Source organism: Pseudomonas sp. RtIB026 (genome assembly GCF_016861355.2).
Lineage (GTDB): Bacteria > Pseudomonadota > Gammaproteobacteria > Pseudomonadales > Pseudomonadaceae > Aquipseudomonas > Aquipseudomonas peradeniyensis.
Genome location: NZ_AP023348.2, coordinates 378,481 through 396,465, shown reverse-complemented (window position 1 = coordinate 396,465; position 17,985 = coordinate 378,481). Strand labels below are relative to the sequence as shown.

Below are 17,985 nucleotides of genomic sequence, written 5' to 3'. Positions count from 1 at the left end.
ATATCGCCGATCCCTTCCTAGACTTGTAAGTCTCCCTTGAGAACTGGTCCAGGAAGAGATCGTCGCCATGTCCCAGTCGCCATCCCTGCATCAACTGCAAGAGCCCAACCCTTTCCTGCGTCGCCACCTGGGGCCCGATGCCCAGGAGCAGCAGGCCATGCTCGACGCCCTTGGCGTCGCCAGCCGCAGCGAACTGATCGAGCAGACGGTACCGCCGGGCATCCGCTTCAACCGCCCGCTGGACCTGCCGCCAGCCCTCGATGAGCAGGCCGCGCTGGCCAGGCTGGCGAGCCATGCCGCGCAGAACCAGCTGTGGACCAGCCTGATCGGCATGGGCTACCACGCGACCATCACCCCTACGGTCATCCTGCGCAACGTGCTGGAGAATCCCGGCTGGTACACCGCCTACACGCCCTATCAGCCGGAAATCGCCCAAGGGCGGCTGGAGGCGCTGCTGAACTACCAGCAGATGGTCATCGACCTCACCGGCCTGGCCCTGGCCAATGCCTCGTTGCTCGACGAGGCCACCGCCGCCGCCGAGGCCATGGCCATGGCCAAGCGTGTGGCACGCAGCAAGAGCAATGCCTTTTTCGCCGACGAGCACTGCCACCCGCAGACCCTGTCGGTGCTCAAGACCCGCGCCGAGGGCTTCGGCTTCGAGCTGATCATCGATTCTGTGGATAACCTGGCCAAGCACAAGGTGTTCGGGGCGTTGCTGCAGTACCCGGACACCCACGGCGAGGTGCGCGACCTGCGTCCGCTGGTCGAGCAACTGCACGCCCAGCAGGCCCTGGCCTGCGTCGCCGCCGACATTCTCAGCCTGGTGGTGCTGACGCCGCCGGGCGAGCTGGGGGCCGACGTGGTGCTCGGCTCGACCCAGCGCTTTGGCGTGCCCATGGGCTACGGCGGGCCACACGCGGCCTATTTCGCCTGCCGCGACGACTACAAGCGGGCCATGCCCGGGCGCATCATCGGCGTGTCCCGCGATGCCCGCGGCAACACCGCGCTGCGCATGGCCCTGCAGACCCGCGAGCAACACATCCGCCGGGAGAAGGCCAACTCCAATATCTGCACGGCCCAGGTGCTGTTGGCCAATATCGCCGGATTCTACGCCGTCTACCACGGCCCCGAAGGCCTGCAGCGCATCGCCCAGCGGGTACACCGGCTGACCTTCATCCTCGCCGCCGGCCTTGAAGCCAAGGGCATCAAGCGCCTCAACCAGCACTTCTTCGACACCCTGACCCTGGACGTCGGCGGCACCCAGGCGGCGATCATCGAGAGCGCCGAGGCTGCCCGCATCAACCTGCGCATCCTCGGGCGCGGGCACCTGGGGGTGAGCCTGGACGAAACCTGTAACGAAGCCACGGTGCTCAAGCTGCTGGATATCTTCCTCGGCGTCGACCACGGCCTGGACATCGCCACGCTCGACCAGCAGGCGCTGCCCGAAGGCATCCCCGGTGCGCTGGTGCGCCGTACGCCGATCCTCGGGCACCCGGTGTTCAACCTGCACCACAGCGAAACCGAGATGCTGCGCTACCTCAAGCAGCTGGAGAACAAGGACCTGGCACTGAACCAGTCGATGATTCCGCTGGGCTCGTGCACCATGAAGCTCAATGCCAGCAGCGAGATGATCCCCATCACCTGGCCGGAGTTCGCCCAGCCGCATCCCTTTGCCCCGGCCGCCCAGGTGCAAGGCTACAAGGCGATGATCGACGAGCTGGAAAGCTGGTTGTGCGCGATCACCGGCTTCGACGCCATCTGCATGCAGCCCAACTCCGGTGCCCAGGGCGAATACGCCGGGCTCATGGCCATCACCCGTTACCACCGCAGCCGTCACCAGCCCGGGCGCACCTTGTGCCTGATCCCGTCCTCGGCCCATGGCACCAACCCGGCATCGGCGCAGATGGCCGGCATGGAAGTGGTGATCGTCGAGTGCGACGAAGACGGCAACGTCGATCTCGATGATCTCAAGGCCAAGGCCCGGGCCGCCGGCGAGCGGCTGTCATGCCTCATGGTGACCTACCCCTCCACCCATGGCGTGTACGAGGAGGGGATCCGCGAGATCTGCGAAGTGGTGCACCAGTACGGTGGGCAGGTGTACATGGACGGCGCCAACCTCAATGCCCAGGTGGGGCTGGCGCGACCGGCGGACATCGGTGCCGACGTCTCGCACATGAACCTGCACAAGACCTTCTGCATTCCCCATGGCGGCGGCGGTCCGGGCATGGGCCCAATCGGCATCCGCGCCCACCTCAAGCCGTTCGTCGCCAGCCACCCGGTGGTGCCGGTGCCGGGCTTGGAGCCGACCAACAGCGCGGTGAGCGCGGCGCCCTGGGGCAGTGCCAGCATCCTGCCGATCAGCTGGATGTACATCGCCATGATGGGGCCGCAACTGGCCGACGCCAGCGAGGTGGCGATCCTGTCCGCCAACTACCTGGCCAGCCAGCTGCGCGATGCCTTCCCGGTGCTCTACCGTGGGCGCAACCAACGGGTGGCCCATGAGTGCATCTTCGACCTGCGGCCGCTCAAGGCGCTGACCGGCATCACCGAGGAGGATGTGGCCAAGCGCCTGATGGACTACGGCTTCCATGCGCCGACCATGTCGTTCCCGGTGCCGGGCACGCTGATGGTCGAGCCCACCGAGAGCGAGTCGAAGGCCGAACTGGACCGTTTCGTCGAGGCGATGCTGGCGATCAGGGCGGAAATCGCCGAGGTGCAGGAGGGCAACTGGCCGGCCGAGGACAATCCGCTCAAGCATGCGCCGCACACCCTGGCCGACGTGCTGGCGCCGTGGAACCGGCCATACAGCATCGAGCAGGGCATCGCCCCCAGCGCTCACGCGCGCCAGCACAAGTACTGGCCGGCGGTGAACCGAGTCGACAACGTGTATGGGGACAGGAATCTGTTCTGTGCGTGCGTGCCGGTGGAGGCGTATCGCTGAAGGAGGAACCACCCCCTGTAGGAGCGGCCTTGTGCCGCGAAAAGGGGTGCGAAGCACCCCCGGCGATTCGTGGACCAAGCTGATATCGCCGGAGCCGCTTTCGGCCCTTTCGCGGCACAAGGCCGCTCCTACAGAAGGGAGCGTTTGTTTTGAATGATTACTCGGCCACGGCGTTCTTGGCCAGGATCGCGTTGGCCAGCTCCATGTCGCTGGCCTGGACGCCCGGGTTGTCCGCGCGCACCTGGCGGATCGCGGCTTCCAGGAACGGCCCGCGGATGGCGCCTTCGCTGGCGACGAAGCTGCCGGCGTCGTCCTGGGCGGCGACGATCAGCTTGTGATCCTTGAAGGTCAGGTAGGTCGAGGCAGTGGTGGCACCGGAGGAGATGATGTTGCGCCAGAACGTGTCGGCCATGGCGGAGCCAAGGGGCAGCGAGCAGAGGACGGTGGCTGCGATGGCTGTTTTGAAACGCATGATGAATCACCTCGGTCGATGAGGGCTGTCGGAATGCCGGTTTGATCCGGTTTTCCGCTGCCAAGTTCCCGACCACACAGGGGATTTCTTACTTATCCACAGACCCGCAGCACTTCCTCGAGGGAGGTCAGCCGTTGCTCGGCCAGCCGGCGCCCGCAGCGGCGCAGGTCGTGCAGGCCATCGGCGGCCGCCTGCTGGCGCAGCGCCTCCAGATCGGCGCCCGGGGTAATGCGCTGGCGCAGCGCGCTGCCGACCCGGAGCAGCTCGAACAGCCCGGTGCGGCCATGAAAGCCGCTGCCCCTGCAGGTCTGGCAGGCCGGGCGATCAGTGTGCTCCATGCCTTGGCAGGACGGACACAGGGTGCGCACCAGCCGCTGGGCCATGACCCCGAGCAACGTGGCCCTGATCAGGTAGTCGGCCACCTTCAGCTCCTGCAGGCGGGTGATCGCCGCGCAGGCATCGTCGGTGTGCAGGGTGGACAGCACCAGGTGGCCGGTCAGGGCCGCTTGTACTGCCACCTGGGCGGTTTCCTGATCGCGGATCTCGCCGATCATGATGATGTCCGGGTCCTGCCGCAGCAGGGCGCGCACGCCATCGGCGAAGCCCAGGCCCAGGCCTGGTTGCACCTGCAGCTGGTTGATCGCAGGCTCCAGTCGCTCGATGGGGTCTTCGATGCTGCACAGGTTGACCTGGGGCGTGGCCAGGTGGCGCAGGCTGGCGTACAGGGTACTGGTCTTGCCCGAGCCGGTGGGTCCGGTCACCAGCAGGATACCCTGGCGTCGCTGCAGCAGGGCTTTCCACTGGGTGAGCAAGGGCGCCTCCAGGCCAAGGTGTTCGAGGGTTTCGTGGCGTAGCTGCGGATCGAACAGGCGCAGCACCAGCTTTTCGCCGAATGGCGTGGGCAGCGTGGACAGGCGCAGTTCGATCTGCGCGCCATCCGCCAGGCGGCTTTTCAGGCGGCCGTCCTGTGGCCGGCGTTTCTCCGCCACGTTCATCCGGCTCAGGTGCTTGAGGCGGCTGATCATGGCCAGGGCGACGCCGGCGGGGAAGGCATAGACGGGGTACAGCAGGCCATCGATGCGCAGGCGCAGGTGACCCAGTTCACGGCGCGGCTCCAGGTGGATATCGCTGGCGCGCTGTTCGATGGCGTATTGCAGTATCCAGTCGACGATGCGCACCACATGCTGATCGTCGGCGTCCGCCTGCGCTTGGCTAGCGCCGAGCTCCAGCAGTTGCTCGAGCTCGCCGAGCCCGGGTGTAGGGGGCTGTCCGGCACCGCGCAGCGAATGCGCCAGGCCGAAGAAGGTGGGCGTCAGCTGGCGGATCTGCCGTGGACTGGCCAGCACCCGTTGCACGCGCTTGCCCAGGGCTTGGCTCAGGTCGGCTTCCCAGTCACGTCGATAGGGTTGGGCGCTGGCCACGGTGACGCTGCTGTCGTCCACTGCCACGGCGAGAATGCCGTGGCGTTCGGCGAAGGCCGCGGACATCAGGTTGGCGATCTGTGTCAGGTCGACCCGCAGCGGGTCGATGTGCAGGAACGGTTGGCCCACCAGACCCGCCAGCCAGTGACAGAGCGCGTCGAGGCTCAGGTGCTGGCCAGGGTGCAACGGGTCTGCCAGGACCAGCTCGGCGATCAGCTCCAGGGGATGCTTGTCAGGGTGTTGCCTGGCCCGTTCGAGCGCCTTGAGCGCGTCGCAGGCGGCGATCCGCTGTTCGGCGAGCAAGGCGTCGAGCAGGCGGTTCAGGTCCAGGTCTTGGCTAGCGTTGGCGAACATGGCGATATCCCTGCCAGGTGATCCATGACGCTGGCAAGGCTAGCCAGAGGGCGCGGCGGTCGGGTGAATAAAGGGTTTCGGAATCTTGCCGGAGCGCGATCAGGCCGAGGCGGCCTGCGCCAGGCGTGGTCGGCATTCCAGGCTGACATCGGCCACGCAGACCAGGTTGCGCAGTTTCTGTGCGATGACTTCGGCGCGGTGCCAGCTCAGGCCGCCGATGCCGATTTCCATGTCCAGCAGGTCATCGCACTGGCTGACCTGCACGCTGTGCGGCGTGAGGAACTGCAGGGCGAACAGGTTGAGCACCCGGCACAGGCTGTCCGGTTCCGCCTCGGCCTGCAGGCGGTAGTGGACGGTGCTGTGGGCGGTGTTGGCGGCCCAGGCATCGATCCTGGGGTGTTCGGCTGCGTGCATGGCGTTTCTCCGCGAAAGTGGAGAAATTCTTGCACGTTGGCGGTGGCATTTTTTCGCTATGATTTGAGTGTTTTGCATCTATTGCGAATAATTCAATTCGCTAAGTTGAGCTTTGGAGAATTGATAATGCATGGCGAATTGGATGCCTATGATCGGCGCATCCTCGAATTGCTGCAGGAGGACGCGTCGCTGTCCAGTGCGCAGATCGCCGAGCGCGTGGGCTTGTCGCAGTCGCCGTGCTGGCGACGCATCCAGCGCTTGAAGGAGGAGGGTGTGATCCGCGGGCAGGTGACCCTGCTGGATCGCAAGAAGGTGGGGCTGAACACGCAGATCTTCGCCGAGGTAAAGCTCAACGCCCACGGGCGGTCGAATTTCGCCGAGTTCACCGAGGCCATCCGCGGTTTTCCCGAAGTGCTGGAATGCTACGTGCTGATGGGGGCGGTGGACTTCCTGCTGCGCATCGTCACCTCGGATATCGAGGCTTACGAGCGGTTCTTCTTCGAAAAGCTGTCGAACGTGCCGGGTATCCAGGAGGTGAACTCGATCGTGGCCTTGTCGGAGATCAAGTCGACCACCAGCTTGCCGTTGAGACCCTGAAGCGTCGATCGTGGAACAAGCCCGCTCCCACGCAGTGCAGGAGCGGGCGGCGCGGACTCAGGCCTTGAGCAGATGCTTCCAGGCGCGGTTCTGCTCGATGGCGCGGGCCTGCTCGATGCGGGCTTCGAGCAGTTCTTCCTTGCCTTCTTCGACCAGCGGCAGCTCGGCCAGCTCGTGCAGTTTGTTCAGCTCGCCGTAGAGACGGTCCTGCTGCGGCAGGTCCAGCACCTGGCGGGCGTGGTGCAGCCACGCCTGCACGCATTCGATGCGCGGCAGCTGCTCGGCCAGGTCTTCCGGGCGCTGCACGTACAGCGGCAGCTTCAGGGCGCGGGACTCCTCGCCCAGCAGGTGCTGCAGCCAGCTGGCCAGCTGCGCGTTGCCCTGGCGCTCGCCACGGCCCTTGCGCTCGGCGGTCCAGGCGCGGGCAGTCAGCCAGCGCGCGGTCTCCAGGGAGAACTGGCCCCAGCGCGGGTCTTCCAGCTCTTCGGCGAACTGCTCGGGGGCGGCGCGGCGAATGTCCTCGTCATCGTTGCCGGCCAGCACCAGCGGGCGCCAGTCTTCCAGCAGCGCGTCGAGGCTGGCGCGCAGGGCGCGGGTGGTCGGGCGCGGCGCGGCCTGGCCAAGGCTGGCGGTGAGGGCGCGCAGTTCGGCCAGGCAGCGAACCCAGTCCTGCAGCAGGCGCCAGTGGCCATTGTGGCGATACTGCTCGGCCAGGCGCTGGCTGCTGCCCAGCAGTTGCCAGGCGAGGGCGGCGTAGGCGTCGTCCAGCGGCATCTCGGCCTGCAGTTCGGTCACCGGCAGGCCCAGCTCGTAGCTGTCCGGATCGAGCAGGCGGTAGCCGCGCTCGGCCTTGCTGATGTCGCAGGGCATCAGGGCCAGGCTGGCGGACAGCTCGGCGGCCAGCTCCAGCAGCGCTTCCGGGGCCCCTTCACGCAGCTCCAGCTCCAGTTCGCAGATCTCTTCCTTGCGCTTGCCGGCGATGACGAAACCCTGGTCCAGCGCAGCCTCGATCACCACCTTCGCCTTGCCGCGGCCCCAGGAGATCTCGGCGTACTCGCGGGTGAAGTCGGTGGTGAACAGCGGCTTGATGGTCTTCTTGTCCAGCTCGGCCAGTTGCTCGGGCCAGCAGGCGGCGTCGAGCTTCTTCAGGTCGAGCTTGGCCTTGTCCAGGTGCCACTCGTGCTCGTTGCGCTCGGACAGCCCGGCGACGCTCTGGCCACGGCACTTGAGGGTCTGGATGATGACCTCGCCATCGCGACGCAGGCGCAGGGCAACACGGGCGGCGGACAGGTCGCGCTCCGGGGTGTCGAAGTACTGGTTGAGCAGTTCGCGGGTCTGCCAGCCGGACTTGTTGCGCTTCTTCAGCAGGGGGTGCTCGCGCAGCGCGGCAAGGGTCTCGCGACTGGCGCGGAGTTTGAGTTCGGTTTCTTTGTGCATCGCGGGCTCGGGAAGGGGGCGTCGTAGGCGTGCAGTCTACCGCAGTTACGGCCTGATTCCTTGTTCGTGGGAGCGGGCTTGTCCGGCGATGCTGCCAGATCCGAATGCGAGGGTGTGCAGGCTTGCGCCATCGCGGGGCAAGCCCGCTTCCACGAAGGCCTCCTCTTGGGGTTTGCAGGCTTGCCCCGCGAGGCTTTCGCGTTGCTATGATGGGCCATGCTTCCAAGGAGTCCGCGCATGCCGTTGCCGTCGCTGAAAGACCAGTTCGCCGCCCTGATCGCCGCGCCCTCGGTCAGTTGCACTCAACCCGCGCTGGACCAGTCCAACCGCGCGGTCATCGACCTGCTGGCCGGCTGGCTGGATGACCTGGGCTTCACCTGCGAGATCCAGCAGGTCAGCCCCGGCAAGTTCAACCTCCTGGCCAGCCGCGGCACCGGCCCGGGCGGCCTGGTGCTGGCCGGGCACAGCGATACCGTGCCCTACGACCCGCAGCTGTGGAGCAGCGATCCGCTCAAGCTGACCGAGGTCGATGGCCGCTGGGTCGGGCTGGGCAGCTGCGACATGAAAGGCTTCTTCGCCCTGGTCATCGATGCGGTGATCCCGCTGCTCGAACACGATTTCAAGCAACCGCTGCTGATCCTCGCCACCTGCGACGAGGAAAGCTCGATGTCCGGCGCCCGCGCCCTGGCCGAGGCCGGCCAGCCGCTCGGACGGGCGGCGGTTATCGGCGAACCCACCGGGCTCAAGCCGATCAGGATGCACAAGGGCATCCTCATGGACCGCATCGACATCCTCGGCCGCAGTGGCCATTCGTCGGATCCGAGCCTGGGCCGCAGCGCCATGGAAGCCATGCACGCGGTGATGGGCGAGCTGATGGGCCTGCGTCGCACCTGGCAGGAGCAGTACCGCAACCCGCAGTTCACGGTGCCGACGCCGACCCTGAACTTCGGCTGCATCCACGGTGGCGACAACCCCAACCGCATCTGTGGCCAGTGCGCCCTGGAGTTCGACCTGCGCCCGCTGCCGGGCATGGATGTCGAGCAGCTGCGCGCGGCGATCCGCGGCAAGCTCGCGCCATTGGCCGAGCGCCATGAAGTGCGTATCGACTATGCGCCGCTGTTCCCCGAAGTGCCGCCGTTCGAGCAGAACGCCGACAGCGAACTGGTGCGGGTGGCCGAGCGTCTGACCGGCCACCGAGCCGAAGCGGTGGCCTTTGGCACCGAAGCACCTTATCTTCAGCAGCTCGGTTGCCAGACCATCGTGCTCGGCCCGGGTGACATCGCCTGTGCCCACCAGCCCGGCGAATACCTTGAAATGTCACGAATCGAGCCTACCGTGCGTCTATTGCGTGACCTGATCCGGCACTATTGCCTGAGCCATTGATCTTTCCCTGACCAGAGGAGACCGCGCGTGACCGCAAGCCTGTTCCGACGATGACTTTCGAACGTTGTGCGCCTTTTCGTTCTCCGTTCACTTATCCACAGGCCCTGTCATGCCCGATTACGTCAACTGGCTGCGTCATGCGTCTCCCTACATCAACGCCCACCGCGACTGCACCTTCGTGGTCATGCTCCCCGGTGACGGCGTCGAACACCCGAACTTCGGCAACATCGTCCACGACCTGGTGCTGCTGCACAGCCTTGGCGTGCGCCTGGTGCTGGTCCACGGCTCGCGCCCGCAGATCGAAAGCCGCCTGGCCGCGCGCGGCCTGACCCCGCACTACCATCACGGCATGCGCATCACCGACGCGGCAACGCTTGACTGCGTGATCGATGCAGTCGGCGCCCTGCGCCTGGCCATCGAGGCGCGCCTGTCGATGGACATGGCGGCCTCGCCGATGCAGGGCTCGCGCCTGCGGGTGGCCTCCGGCAACCTGGTCACGGCACGGCCGATCGGCGTGCTCGAAGGGGTCGACTACCACCACACCGGCGAGGTGCGCCGGGTCGACCGCAAGGGCATCAACCGCCTGCTCGACGAGCGCTCCATCGTGCTGCTGTCGCCGCTGGGCTATTCGCCGACCGGCGAGATCTTCAACCTCGCCTGCGAGGACGTGGCCACCCGCGCCGCCATCGAGCTGGGTGCCGACAAGCTGCTGCTGTTCGGCGCCGAACCGGGCCTGCTGGACGCCCATGGCCAGCTGGTGCGCGAGCTGCGGCCACAACACATTGCGCCGCACCTGCAGCGCCTGGGCAGCGACTACCAGGCCGAGCTGCTGGATGCCGCCGCCGAGGCCTGCAAGGGCGGCGTGGCGCGCAGTCATATCGTCAGCTATGCCGAGGACGGTGCACTGCTGACCGAGCTGTTCACCCGTGGCGGTGGCGGCACGCTGGTGTCCCAGGAGCAGTTCGAGGTGGTGCGCGAGGCGACCATCGAGGATGTCGGCGGCCTGCTGGAGCTGATCAGCCCGCTGGAAGAGCAGGGCATTCTGGTGCGCCGTTCGCGCGAGGTGCTGGAGCGGGAGATCGAGCAGTTCAGCGTGGTCGAGCGCGAGGGCATGATTATCGCCTGCGCGGCGCTGTACCCGATTGCCGACTCCGAGGCCGGGGAGCTGGCGTGCCTGGCGGTGAACCCGGAGTACCGGCATGGCGGGCGTGGCGACGAGTTGCTCGAGCGCATCGAGGAGCGGGCGCGCAAGCTGGGGCTCAATACCCTGTTCGTGTTGACGACCCGGACTGCGCACTGGTTCCGTGAGCGCGGCTTCGCACCCAGTGGCGTGGAACGGCTGCCAGCGGCGCGGGCGTCGCTGTACAACTACCAGCGTAATTCGAAGATCTTCGAGAAGCCGCTCTGACAGCAAATACGGCCCCTGTAGGAGCGGCCTTGCCGAGGCGTCGGACCGGCCGGAAAGGGCCGCGCAGCGGCCCCGGCAATTTCAGAATTGATGCACAAATCTTGGGGGCGCTTCGCACCCCTTTCGCGGCGCAAGGCCGCTCCTACACATGGATGGGTGTATCTGCGGGCCAAAGAAAAACGCCGCCCTTGTGGGCGGCGTTTTCGTTTACACGGTGTGCAGGTACCAGTTGTACTCGAGGTCGGAGATCGAATGCTCGAACTCCTCCAGCTCGCTCTCCTTGCACGCGACGAAGATGTCGATGTACTTCGGATCGATGTACTTGTTGAGGATCTCGCTGTCGTCCAGCTCGCGCAGGGCATCACGCAGGTTGTTCGGCAGGCTCTGCTCCAGCTGCTCGTACGAGTTGCCTTCGATCGGCTCGCCCGGTTCGATTTTGTTGGTCAGACCATGGTGCACGCCGGCCAGCACGGCCGCCATCATCAGGTACGGGTTGGCGTCGGCGCCGGCCACCCGGTGCTCGATGCGCACGGCATCAGGCGAGCCGGTCGGCACGCGCAGGGCCACGGTACGGTTGTCCAGGCCCCAGCTCGGTGCGTTGGGCACGTAGAACTGCGCACCGAAACGGCGGTACGAGTTGACGTTCGGGCAGAGGAACGCCATCGAAGCGGGCAGGGTCTCGAGCACACCGCCGACAGCGTGACGTAGCGCGGCGTTCTGCTCGGGATCCTCGCTGGTGAAGATGTTGTTGCCATCCTTGTCCAGCACGGAAATGTGTACATGCAGGCCGTTGCCTGCCTGGCCCGGGTAGGGCTTGGCCATGAAGGTGGTGTCCATTTCATGGTCGTAGGCGATGTTCTTGATCAGGCGCTTGAGCAGTACTGCGTAGTCACAGGCCTTGAGCGGGTCGGCGACGTGGTGCAGGTTGACTTCGAACTGCGCCGGGGCGCTTTCCTTGACGATGGCGTCGGCCGGGATGCCTTGTTCTTTCGCGCCTTCGAGGATGTCCTGCAGGCAGTCGGCGTATTCGTCGAGGTCGTCGATCAGGTACACCTGGGTCGACTGCGGGCGCTTGCCCGAGATCGGCGAGCGCGGCGGCTGCGGACGGCCGTTCACGTTCTCCTGGTCGATCAGGTAGAACTCCAGCTCGAACGCGGCGCAGATGGTCAGGCCCATGTCGGTGAACTTGCTCACCACCTGGCGCAACACTTCACGCGGGTCGGCGAAGAACGGCTCGCCTTCGATTTCGTGCATGGTCATCAGCAGCTGCGCGGTCGGGCGCTTCTGCCAGGGTTCGTTGGAGAGGGTGCCGGGGATGGGGTAGCAGATGCGGTCGGCGTCGCCGATGTCCAGGCCAAGGCCGGTGCTTTCGACGGTCGAACCGTTGATATCCAGGGCGAAGAGGGAGGCAGGCAGGTTGATGCCTTTCTCGTAAACCTTGTGGAGGCTGGTGCGCTCTATGCGCTTGCCGCGCACCACACCATTCATATCTGCAATCAGAAGGTCAACGTAGAGAACCTCAGGATGTTCCTTAAGGAACGCGTTCGCTTCGTTAAGCTGAACGGCACGCGGGGGTACCGACATGATGCAACACCTTTGTTGTTAAAAATATCAATCAAGGGGGGCTTGCAACCCCAGTCAATCGGAAAGACCAGGTGAAGTCAAGCCAAGCCCATGATGCCCTTAAATGGCACATCTACGGCAGATTTGCTGCATATCGGGGCGTGCCATTATCCGCTATTTTCGCCCTGAAGGGTTATCCCGAGCGGGGCGTGTTTTATTTTTTACGGAGAGGTTGTGTAAAAAAATGAACGAGGATAAGCTCGGTCACAACCCAGAACACAATAATACGAGGGTCACATGGTCCGCTTGCCGAGACCTGTCAGCGCCGCATGCACGGTGCGTTCAGGTACATCTCCCGGTTGCCGTCCGGTCATCGCACGCCTGCATCGAAAGGGCGCCGCGCTGGCCGCAATAATTGACGGTTCGCGTAAAAAAGCCATACCTCGTAACGCTTTACCGCTACACCTCCTTTCCTTCTGCCCTTCGCTTTCTGCTCGGACACGCGCTCGCGGTGTGTATCCGCTGTGGTCCCGCGCGTGGGGTTTTGCTTTAGCCATGCACAGCATCCAGAATCAAGGCGCGGGCCTTTCCAGGCCCCTCGGCGCCCTGCGCGCCGACTTTGCCCGACGCCTGGCGTCAGTGGCCGCCGGTTGCCTGCAACCGCGCCACATTACCTCCTGAGGTATTTATGAGTCACAACCTCGACCAGCTCACCGATTGGTTGAAAGAGCACAAGATCACCGAAGTGGAATGCCTGATCAGCGACCTGACCGGCATCACCCGCGGCAAGATCTCGCCCACCAACAAATTCATCGCCGAGAAAGGCATGCGCCTGCCCGAGAGCGTGCTGCTGCAGACCGTGACCGGCGACTACGTCGACGACGACATCTATTACGAACTGCTCGACCCGGCCGACATCGACATGATCTGCCGCCCTGACGAGAACGCGGTGTTTCTCGTGCCATGGGCCATCGAGCCGACCGCCCAGGTGATCCACGACACCTACGACAAGAAGGGCAACCCGGTCGAGCTGTCGCCGCGCAACGTATTGAAGAAGGTCCTGAAACTCTACGCCGACAAGGGCTGGCAGCCGATCGTCGCGCCCGAGATGGAGTTCTACCTCACCAAGCGTAGCGAAGACCCGGACTTTCCGCTGCAGCCACCGGTGGGTCGTTCCGGCCGTCCGGAAACCGGGCGGCAGTCGTTCTCCATCGAGGCGGCCAACGAATTCGACCCGCTGTTCGAAGATGTCTACGACTGGTGCGAACTGCAGCAGCTGGACCTCGACACGCTGATCCATGAAGACGGCACCGCGCAGATGGAAATCAACTTCCGTCACGGCGATGCCCTGCACCTGGCCGACCAGATCCTGGTGTTCAAGCGCACCATGCGCGAGGCCGCGCTCAAGCACAACGTGGCCGCCACCTTCATGGCCAAGCCCATGACCGGCGAGCCGGGCAGCGCGATGCACCTGCACCAGAGCGTGGTCGACGTGGCCACCGGCAAGAACATCTTTTCCAACGCCGACGGCAGCATGAGCGAGCTGTTCCTGCACCATATCGGCGGCCTGCAGAAGTTCATCCCCGAGGCGCTGCCGCTGTTCGCCCCCAACGTCAACTCGTTCCGCCGCTTCCTGCCGGACACCTCGGCGCCGGTGAACGTCGAGTGGGGCGAAGAGAACCGTACCGTCGGCCTGCGCGTGCCGGATGCCGGCCCGCAGAACCGCCGGGTCGAGAACCGCTTGCCGGGCGCCGACGCCAACCCCTACCTGGCCATCGCCGCCAGCCTGCTGTGCGGCTACATCGGCATGGTCGAGGGCATCGAGGCCAGCGCGCCGGTGCAGGGCCGTGGCTATGAGCGGCGCAACCTGCGCCTGCCGCTGACCATCGAGGACGCCCTGGAGCGCATGGAGAACAGCCGCGCGCTGGTGCAGTACCTGGGCAAGAAATTCATCACCGGCTACGTCGCCACCAAGCGCGCCGAGCATGAGAACTTCAAGCGCGTCATCAGCTCCTGGGAGCGTGAGTTCCTGCTGTTTGCTGTGTGATCAACCCTGAGGCCGCCTGTGGGCGGCCACCGGAAAATGGAGAGGCACATGAGCGTCAACAACCCGCAAACCCGTGAATGGCAAACCCTGAGCGGCGAGCACCACCTTGCACCCTTCAGTGACTACAAGCAGCTGAAGGAGAAGGGGCCGCGCATCATCACCAAGGCGCAGGGCGTGCATTTGTGGGACAGCGAGGGGCACAAGATCCTCGACGGCATGGCCGGCCTGTGGTGCGTGGCGGTCGGCTATGGCCGCGAAGAGCTGGTACAGGCGGCAGAAAAGCAGATGCGCGAACTGCCGTACTACAACCTGTTCTTCCAGACCGCCCACCCGCCGGCGCTGGAGCTGGCCAAGGCGATCACCGACGTGGCGCCCGAGGGCATGACCCATGTGTTCTTCACCGGTTCCGGTTCCGAGGGCAACGACACCGTGCTGCGCATGGTTCGCCACTACTGGGCGCTCAAGGGTAAACCGCACAAGCAGACCATCATCGGCCGCATCAACGGCTACCACGGCTCCACCTTCGCAGGTGCGTGCCTGGGCGGCATGAGCGGCATGCACGAGCAGGGCGGCCTGCCGATCCCGGGCATCGTGCATATCCCGCAGCCGTACTGGTTCGGCGAGGGTGGCGACATGACCCCGGACGAGTTCGGCGTGTGGGCGGCCGAACAGCTGGAGAAGAAAATTCTCGAAGTCGGCGAGGACAACGTCGCCGCGTTCATCGCCGAGCCGATCCAGGGCGCGGGTGGGGTGATCATTCCGCCGGACACCTACTGGCCGAAGGTCAAGGAGATCCTCGCCAAGTACGACATCCTGTTCGTCGCCGACGAAGTGATCTGCGGTTTTGGTCGCACCGGCGAGTGGTTCGGCTCCGACTACTACGACCTTGCGCCCGACCTGATGACCATCGCCAAGGGCCTGACTTCCGGTTACATCCCCATGGGCGGTGTGATCGTGCGTGACAAAGTGGCCAAGGTGATCAGCGAAGGCGGCGATTTCAACCACGGCTTCACCTACTCCGGCCACCCGGTGGCGGCGGCGGTGGGCCTGGAAAACCTGCGCATCCTGCGTGACGAGAAGATTGTCGAGCGTGCCCGCACCGAAACGGCACCGTATTTGCAAAAACGACTGCGTGAGCTGCAGGACCACCCGCTGGTGGGCGAGGTACGCGGCCTGGGCCTGCTCGGCGCGATCGAGCTGGTCAAGGACAAGGCCACCCGCAGCCGCTACGAGGGCAAGGGCGTCGGCATGATCTGCCGCACCCACTGCTTCGAGAACGGCCTGGTGATGCGCGCGGTGGGCGACACCATGATCATCGCGCCGCCGCTGGTGATCAGTCGCGAAGAGATCGACGAACTGGTGGAAAAGGCGCGCAAGTGCCTGGATCTGACCTACGAAGCGGTGAAATGACAGTCTGCTAGGCTGGCGAGGTGACATTAATGTCGTTGCAAGGCCCTGCTTCTGTTGAAACAGCGCCTTGTAACTTGCCAGACTAACGGCTGTTTAGTCGCCCAACGCGCGTCCCGTGGTACCTGGCTGCTGAACAGATGGCTTGATAATAAATTCTGGAGCATTACGCATGAAGAAATTGGGCAAGACGTTGCTGGCCGCCGCCCTGATGGGTGCCATGGCCACCGCTGTTCAGGCTGACGACAAGGTGCTGCACGTTTACAACTGGTCGGACTACATCGCCCCGGACACCGTGGCCAACTTCGAGAAAGAGACCGGCATCAAGGTCGTCTACGACGTCTTCGACAGCAACGAGACCCTCGAAGCCAAGCTGCTGGCGGGCAAGTCGGGCTACGACATCGTCGTGCCGTCCAACAACTTCCTGGCCAAGCAGATCAAGGCCGGCGTATACCAGGAGCTTGACCGCTCCAAGCTGCCTAGCTGGAAGAACCTCGACCCGGCCTTGCTCAAGGCTGTTGGCGATGCCAGCGACCCGGGCAACAAGTTTGCCTTCCCCTACATGTGGGGTTCCATCGGCATCGGTTACAACCCGGAGAAGGTCAAGGCCGCACTGGGCGTGGACAAGATCGACTCGTGGGATGTCGTGTTCAAGCCCGAGAACATCGAAAAACTCAAAAGCTGTGGCGTGAGCTTCCTCGATGCACCGACCGAGATGATCCCGGCCGCGCTGCACTACCTGGGCAAGCCGAGCGACAGCACCAAGAAAGAAGACCTGAAAGCGGCAGAAGATCTGTTCCTGAAGATTCGTCCGTCGATCACCTACTTCCACTCCTCCAAGTACATCTCGGACCTGGCCAACGGCAACATCTGCGTGGCGGTCGGTTACTCGGGTGACCTGGAGCAGTCCAAGGCCCGTGCCCACGAGGCTGGCGACAAGGTCAAGCTGAACTATGTCATTCCGAAGGAGGGTGCCGGCACCTTCTATGACATGGTCGCCATTCCGAAAGACGCCGAGAACGTCGACGCTGCCTACAAGTTCATGGAATACCTGCTGCAGCCGAAAGTGATGGCCGGTATTACCAACGCCGTGCGTTTCCCGAACGGCAACAAGGCGGCCACCGAGTTCGTCGACAAGGACATCACCAGCGACCCGGCCATCTATCCGTCCGAGGAAGTGAAGGCGCAGCTGTACGCCATCAAGGCGCCGGAAAAGGCTGCCCAGCGTGATATCACCCGCAGCTGGACCAAGATCAAGTCGGGCAAGTAAGCCCGATGCAAGGCCCTCTGGGCCGGGGGTTCCCGGCCCAGAGGCAGGTAACGGCAAATAAGTTTGCGGCATCCACGCCGTGAAGGTAAGTTGCGCGCCGGTTTTGCGTGTGCGGCCGAGTTTTTCCGCCACTTGAGGCACTGATTGTGAGGACTACCCACTTGTCTATTTCTGTTTTTCGCAAGGCCTTGATGGCTGGAGCGGGTCTGACGCTGGCTTGCAGCGTCCAAGCGGCGCCCACGGTGCACATCTACAACTGGTCCGACTACGTCGGCCCGAATACCCTCGCCGAGTTCCAGAAGGAAACCGGCATCACCCCGAAATACGACGTCTTCGACAGCAACGAGACGCTGGAAGGCAAGCTGCTGGCCGGACGTACCGGCTATGACGTGGTCGTGCCGTCCAACCATTTCCTCGGCAAGCAGATCAAGGCGGGCGCGTTCCAGAAGCTCGACCGCAACCTGCTGCCCAACTACGCGAACCTCGACCCGGCGCTGATGAAGCGCCTGGAAAAGAACGATCCGGGCAACCTGTACGCCGTCCCCTACCTGTGGGGCACCAATGGCATCGGCTACAACGTCGAGAAGGTCAAGGCGGTACTGGGCACCGAAAAGATCGACTCCTGGGCGGTGCTGTTCGAGCCCGAGAACATGAAGAAGCTCAGCAAATGCGGCGTGGCCTTCCTCGACTCGGCCGACGAGATGCTTCCGGCGGTGCTCAACTACATGGGCCTGGACCCAAACAGCAGCAACCCCAAGGACTACCAGAAGGCGGAAGAGAAACTGCTGGCCGTGCGCCCGTACGTGACCTACTTCCACTCCTCGAAGTACATCTCCGATCTCGCCAACGGCGATATCTGCGTGGCCGCCGGTTTCTCCGGCGACGTGTTCCAGGCCAAGGCCCGCGCCGAAGAGGCGAAAAAGGGCGTGAAACTGGCCTACGCCATTCCCAAGGAAGGCGGCAACCTCTGGTTCGATGTGCTGGCGATTCCCAAGGACGCCCGCAACGTCAAGGAGGCCCACGCCTTCATCAACTATTTGCTGAAACCTGAGGTGATCGCCCAGGTCAGTGATTACGTCGGTTACGCCAACCCGAACCCCAAGGCTGGCGACCTGATGGACCAGGCCGTGAGGACTGACGCCGCGGTTTACCCACCGCAGGAAGTGCTGGACAAGATGTTCGTCAACGCCGAGTTGCCACCCAAGGTGCAACGTTTGATGACCCGCAGCTGGACCAAGGTCAAGTCGGGCAAGTAACAATCCAGGCCCGCC

The 17,985-nt window shown here is 64.4% G+C and carries 13 protein-coding genes; 8 read left to right on the top strand and 5 right to left on the bottom strand.

Going from position 1 to position 17,985, the window contains the following annotated elements; all coding sequences use genetic code 11:
* The first annotated feature begins 67 nt into the window (after positions 1–67).
* Complete coding sequence (gene gcvP, locus PRtIB026_RS01845) at positions 68–2,941, top strand: aminomethyl-transferring glycine dehydrogenase (protein ID WP_203649573.1); 2,874 nt, start codon at positions 68–70, stop codon at positions 2,939–2,941.
* A 157-nt stretch (positions 2,942–3,098) separates the two neighbouring features.
* Here the strand turns inward: gcvP and PRtIB026_RS01840 are convergent, their stop codons facing one another.
* The 3 genes from PRtIB026_RS01840 to PRtIB026_RS01830 all read right to left on the bottom strand — a co-directional run bounded on the left by PRtIB026_RS01840 (position 3,099) and on the right by PRtIB026_RS01830 (position 5,602).
* A complete protein-coding gene (locus PRtIB026_RS01840) occupies positions 3,099–3,413 on the bottom strand; it encodes a DUF2388 domain-containing protein (RefSeq protein ID WP_028688550.1) in 315 nt (104 codons plus the stop codon).
* A gap of 92 nt (positions 3,414–3,505) precedes the next feature.
* Positions 3,506–5,188 carry a GspE/PulE family protein gene (locus tag PRtIB026_RS01835; RefSeq protein ID WP_203649575.1) on the bottom strand — a complete coding sequence of 561 codons (1,683 nt, stop codon included), beginning with the start codon at positions 5,186–5,188 and terminating at the stop codon, positions 3,506–3,508.
* A gap of 99 nt (positions 5,189–5,287) precedes the next feature.
* Positions 5,288–5,602 (bottom strand): hypothetical protein, encoded by a 315-nt coding sequence (locus tag PRtIB026_RS01830; protein WP_203649577.1) that lies wholly within the window; start codon positions 5,600–5,602, stop codon positions 5,288–5,290.
* A 126-nt stretch (positions 5,603–5,728) separates the two neighbouring features.
* Between PRtIB026_RS01830 and PRtIB026_RS01825 the strand changes: the two genes are divergently transcribed.
* Positions 5,729–6,199 (top strand): Lrp/AsnC family transcriptional regulator, encoded by a 471-nt coding sequence (locus PRtIB026_RS01825; protein WP_050707492.1) that lies wholly within the window; start codon positions 5,729–5,731, stop codon positions 6,197–6,199.
* Between the two features lie 57 nt (positions 6,200–6,256).
* Here the strand turns inward: PRtIB026_RS01825 and PRtIB026_RS01820 are convergent, their stop codons facing one another.
* Positions 6,257–7,636 carry an inorganic triphosphatase gene (locus tag PRtIB026_RS01820; protein ID WP_203649579.1) on the bottom strand — a complete coding sequence of 460 codons (1,380 nt, stop codon included), beginning with the start codon at positions 7,634–7,636 and terminating at the stop codon, positions 6,257–6,259.
* A 237-nt stretch (positions 7,637–7,873) separates the two neighbouring features.
* On the opposite strand from PRtIB026_RS01820, the gene argE reads away from it, so the two are divergent.
* A complete protein-coding gene (argE, locus tag PRtIB026_RS01815; RefSeq protein ID WP_203649582.1) occupies positions 7,874–9,019 on the top strand; it encodes an acetylornithine deacetylase in 1,146 nt (381 codons plus the stop codon).
* A 109-nt stretch (positions 9,020–9,128) separates the two neighbouring features.
* Positions 9,129–10,427: an amino-acid N-acetyltransferase gene (gene argA / locus PRtIB026_RS01810; protein WP_110734217.1), complete on the top strand. Its 1,299-nt coding sequence runs from the start codon at positions 9,129–9,131 to the stop codon at positions 10,425–10,427.
* A 207-nt stretch (positions 10,428–10,634) separates the two neighbouring features.
* On the opposite strand, the gene PRtIB026_RS01805 is transcribed toward argA, so the two are convergent.
* Complete coding sequence (locus PRtIB026_RS01805; RefSeq protein WP_110734219.1) at positions 10,635–12,011, bottom strand: glutamine synthetase family protein; 1,377 nt, start codon at positions 12,009–12,011, stop codon at positions 10,635–10,637.
* A gap of 667 nt (positions 12,012–12,678) precedes the next feature.
* Here PRtIB026_RS01805 and PRtIB026_RS01800 point away from each other — a divergent pair.
* From PRtIB026_RS01800 to PRtIB026_RS01785, 4 genes are all read left to right on the top strand, one after another.
* On the top strand, positions 12,679–14,037 hold the full coding sequence (locus tag PRtIB026_RS01800) for a glutamine synthetase family protein (RefSeq protein WP_028688542.1): 1,359 nt from the start codon (positions 12,679–12,681) through the stop codon (positions 14,035–14,037).
* Between the two features lie 48 nt (positions 14,038–14,085).
* A complete protein-coding gene (locus tag PRtIB026_RS01795) occupies positions 14,086–15,447 on the top strand; it encodes an aspartate aminotransferase family protein (protein WP_203649584.1) in 1,362 nt (453 codons plus the stop codon).
* Between the two features lie 169 nt (positions 15,448–15,616).
* Positions 15,617–16,714, top strand: coding sequence for a polyamine ABC transporter substrate-binding protein (locus PRtIB026_RS01790; protein ID WP_203649587.1), 1,098 nt, complete (start codon positions 15,617–15,619; stop codon positions 16,712–16,714).
* A gap of 161 nt (positions 16,715–16,875) precedes the next feature.
* Positions 16,876–17,970: a polyamine ABC transporter substrate-binding protein gene (locus tag PRtIB026_RS01785; RefSeq protein ID WP_203649589.1), complete on the top strand. Its 1,095-nt coding sequence runs from the start codon at positions 16,876–16,878 to the stop codon at positions 17,968–17,970.
* Positions 17,971–17,985: the final 15 nt, after the last annotated feature.

Excerpts from the sequence above, each read along its gene's own strand:
- gcvP (WP_203649573.1), top strand. The coding sequence starts at position 68 with ATGTCCCAGTCGCCATCCCTGCATCAACTGCAAGAGCCCAACCCTTTC.
- argE (WP_203649582.1), top strand. The coding sequence starts at position 7,874 with ATGCCGTTGCCGTCGCTGAAAGACCAGTTCGCCGCCCTGATCGCCGCG.
- PRtIB026_RS01805 (WP_110734219.1), bottom strand. The coding sequence starts at position 12,011 with ATGTCGGTACCCCCGCGTGCCGTTCAGCTTAACGAAGCGAACGCGTTC.
- PRtIB026_RS01800 (WP_028688542.1), top strand. The coding sequence starts at position 12,679 with ATGAGTCACAACCTCGACCAGCTCACCGATTGGTTGAAAGAGCACAAG.
- PRtIB026_RS01835 (WP_203649575.1), bottom strand. The coding sequence starts at position 5,188 with ATGTTCGCCAACGCTAGCCAAGACCTGGACCTGAACCGCCTGCTCGAC.
- PRtIB026_RS01790 (WP_203649587.1), top strand. The coding sequence starts at position 15,617 with ATGAAGAAATTGGGCAAGACGTTGCTGGCCGCCGCCCTGATGGGTGCC.
- PRtIB026_RS01840 (WP_028688550.1), bottom strand. The coding sequence starts at position 3,413 with ATGCGTTTCAAAACAGCCATCGCAGCCACCGTCCTCTGCTCGCTGCCC.
- PRtIB026_RS01820 (WP_203649579.1), bottom strand. The coding sequence starts at position 7,636 with ATGCACAAAGAAACCGAACTCAAACTCCGCGCCAGTCGCGAGACCCTT.
- PRtIB026_RS01795 (WP_203649584.1), top strand. The coding sequence starts at position 14,086 with ATGAGCGTCAACAACCCGCAAACCCGTGAATGGCAAACCCTGAGCGGC.
- argA (WP_110734217.1), top strand. The coding sequence starts at position 9,129 with ATGCCCGATTACGTCAACTGGCTGCGTCATGCGTCTCCCTACATCAAC.
- PRtIB026_RS01830 (WP_203649577.1), bottom strand. The coding sequence starts at position 5,602 with ATGCACGCAGCCGAACACCCCAGGATCGATGCCTGGGCCGCCAACACC.
- PRtIB026_RS01825 (WP_050707492.1), top strand. The coding sequence starts at position 5,729 with ATGCATGGCGAATTGGATGCCTATGATCGGCGCATCCTCGAATTGCTG.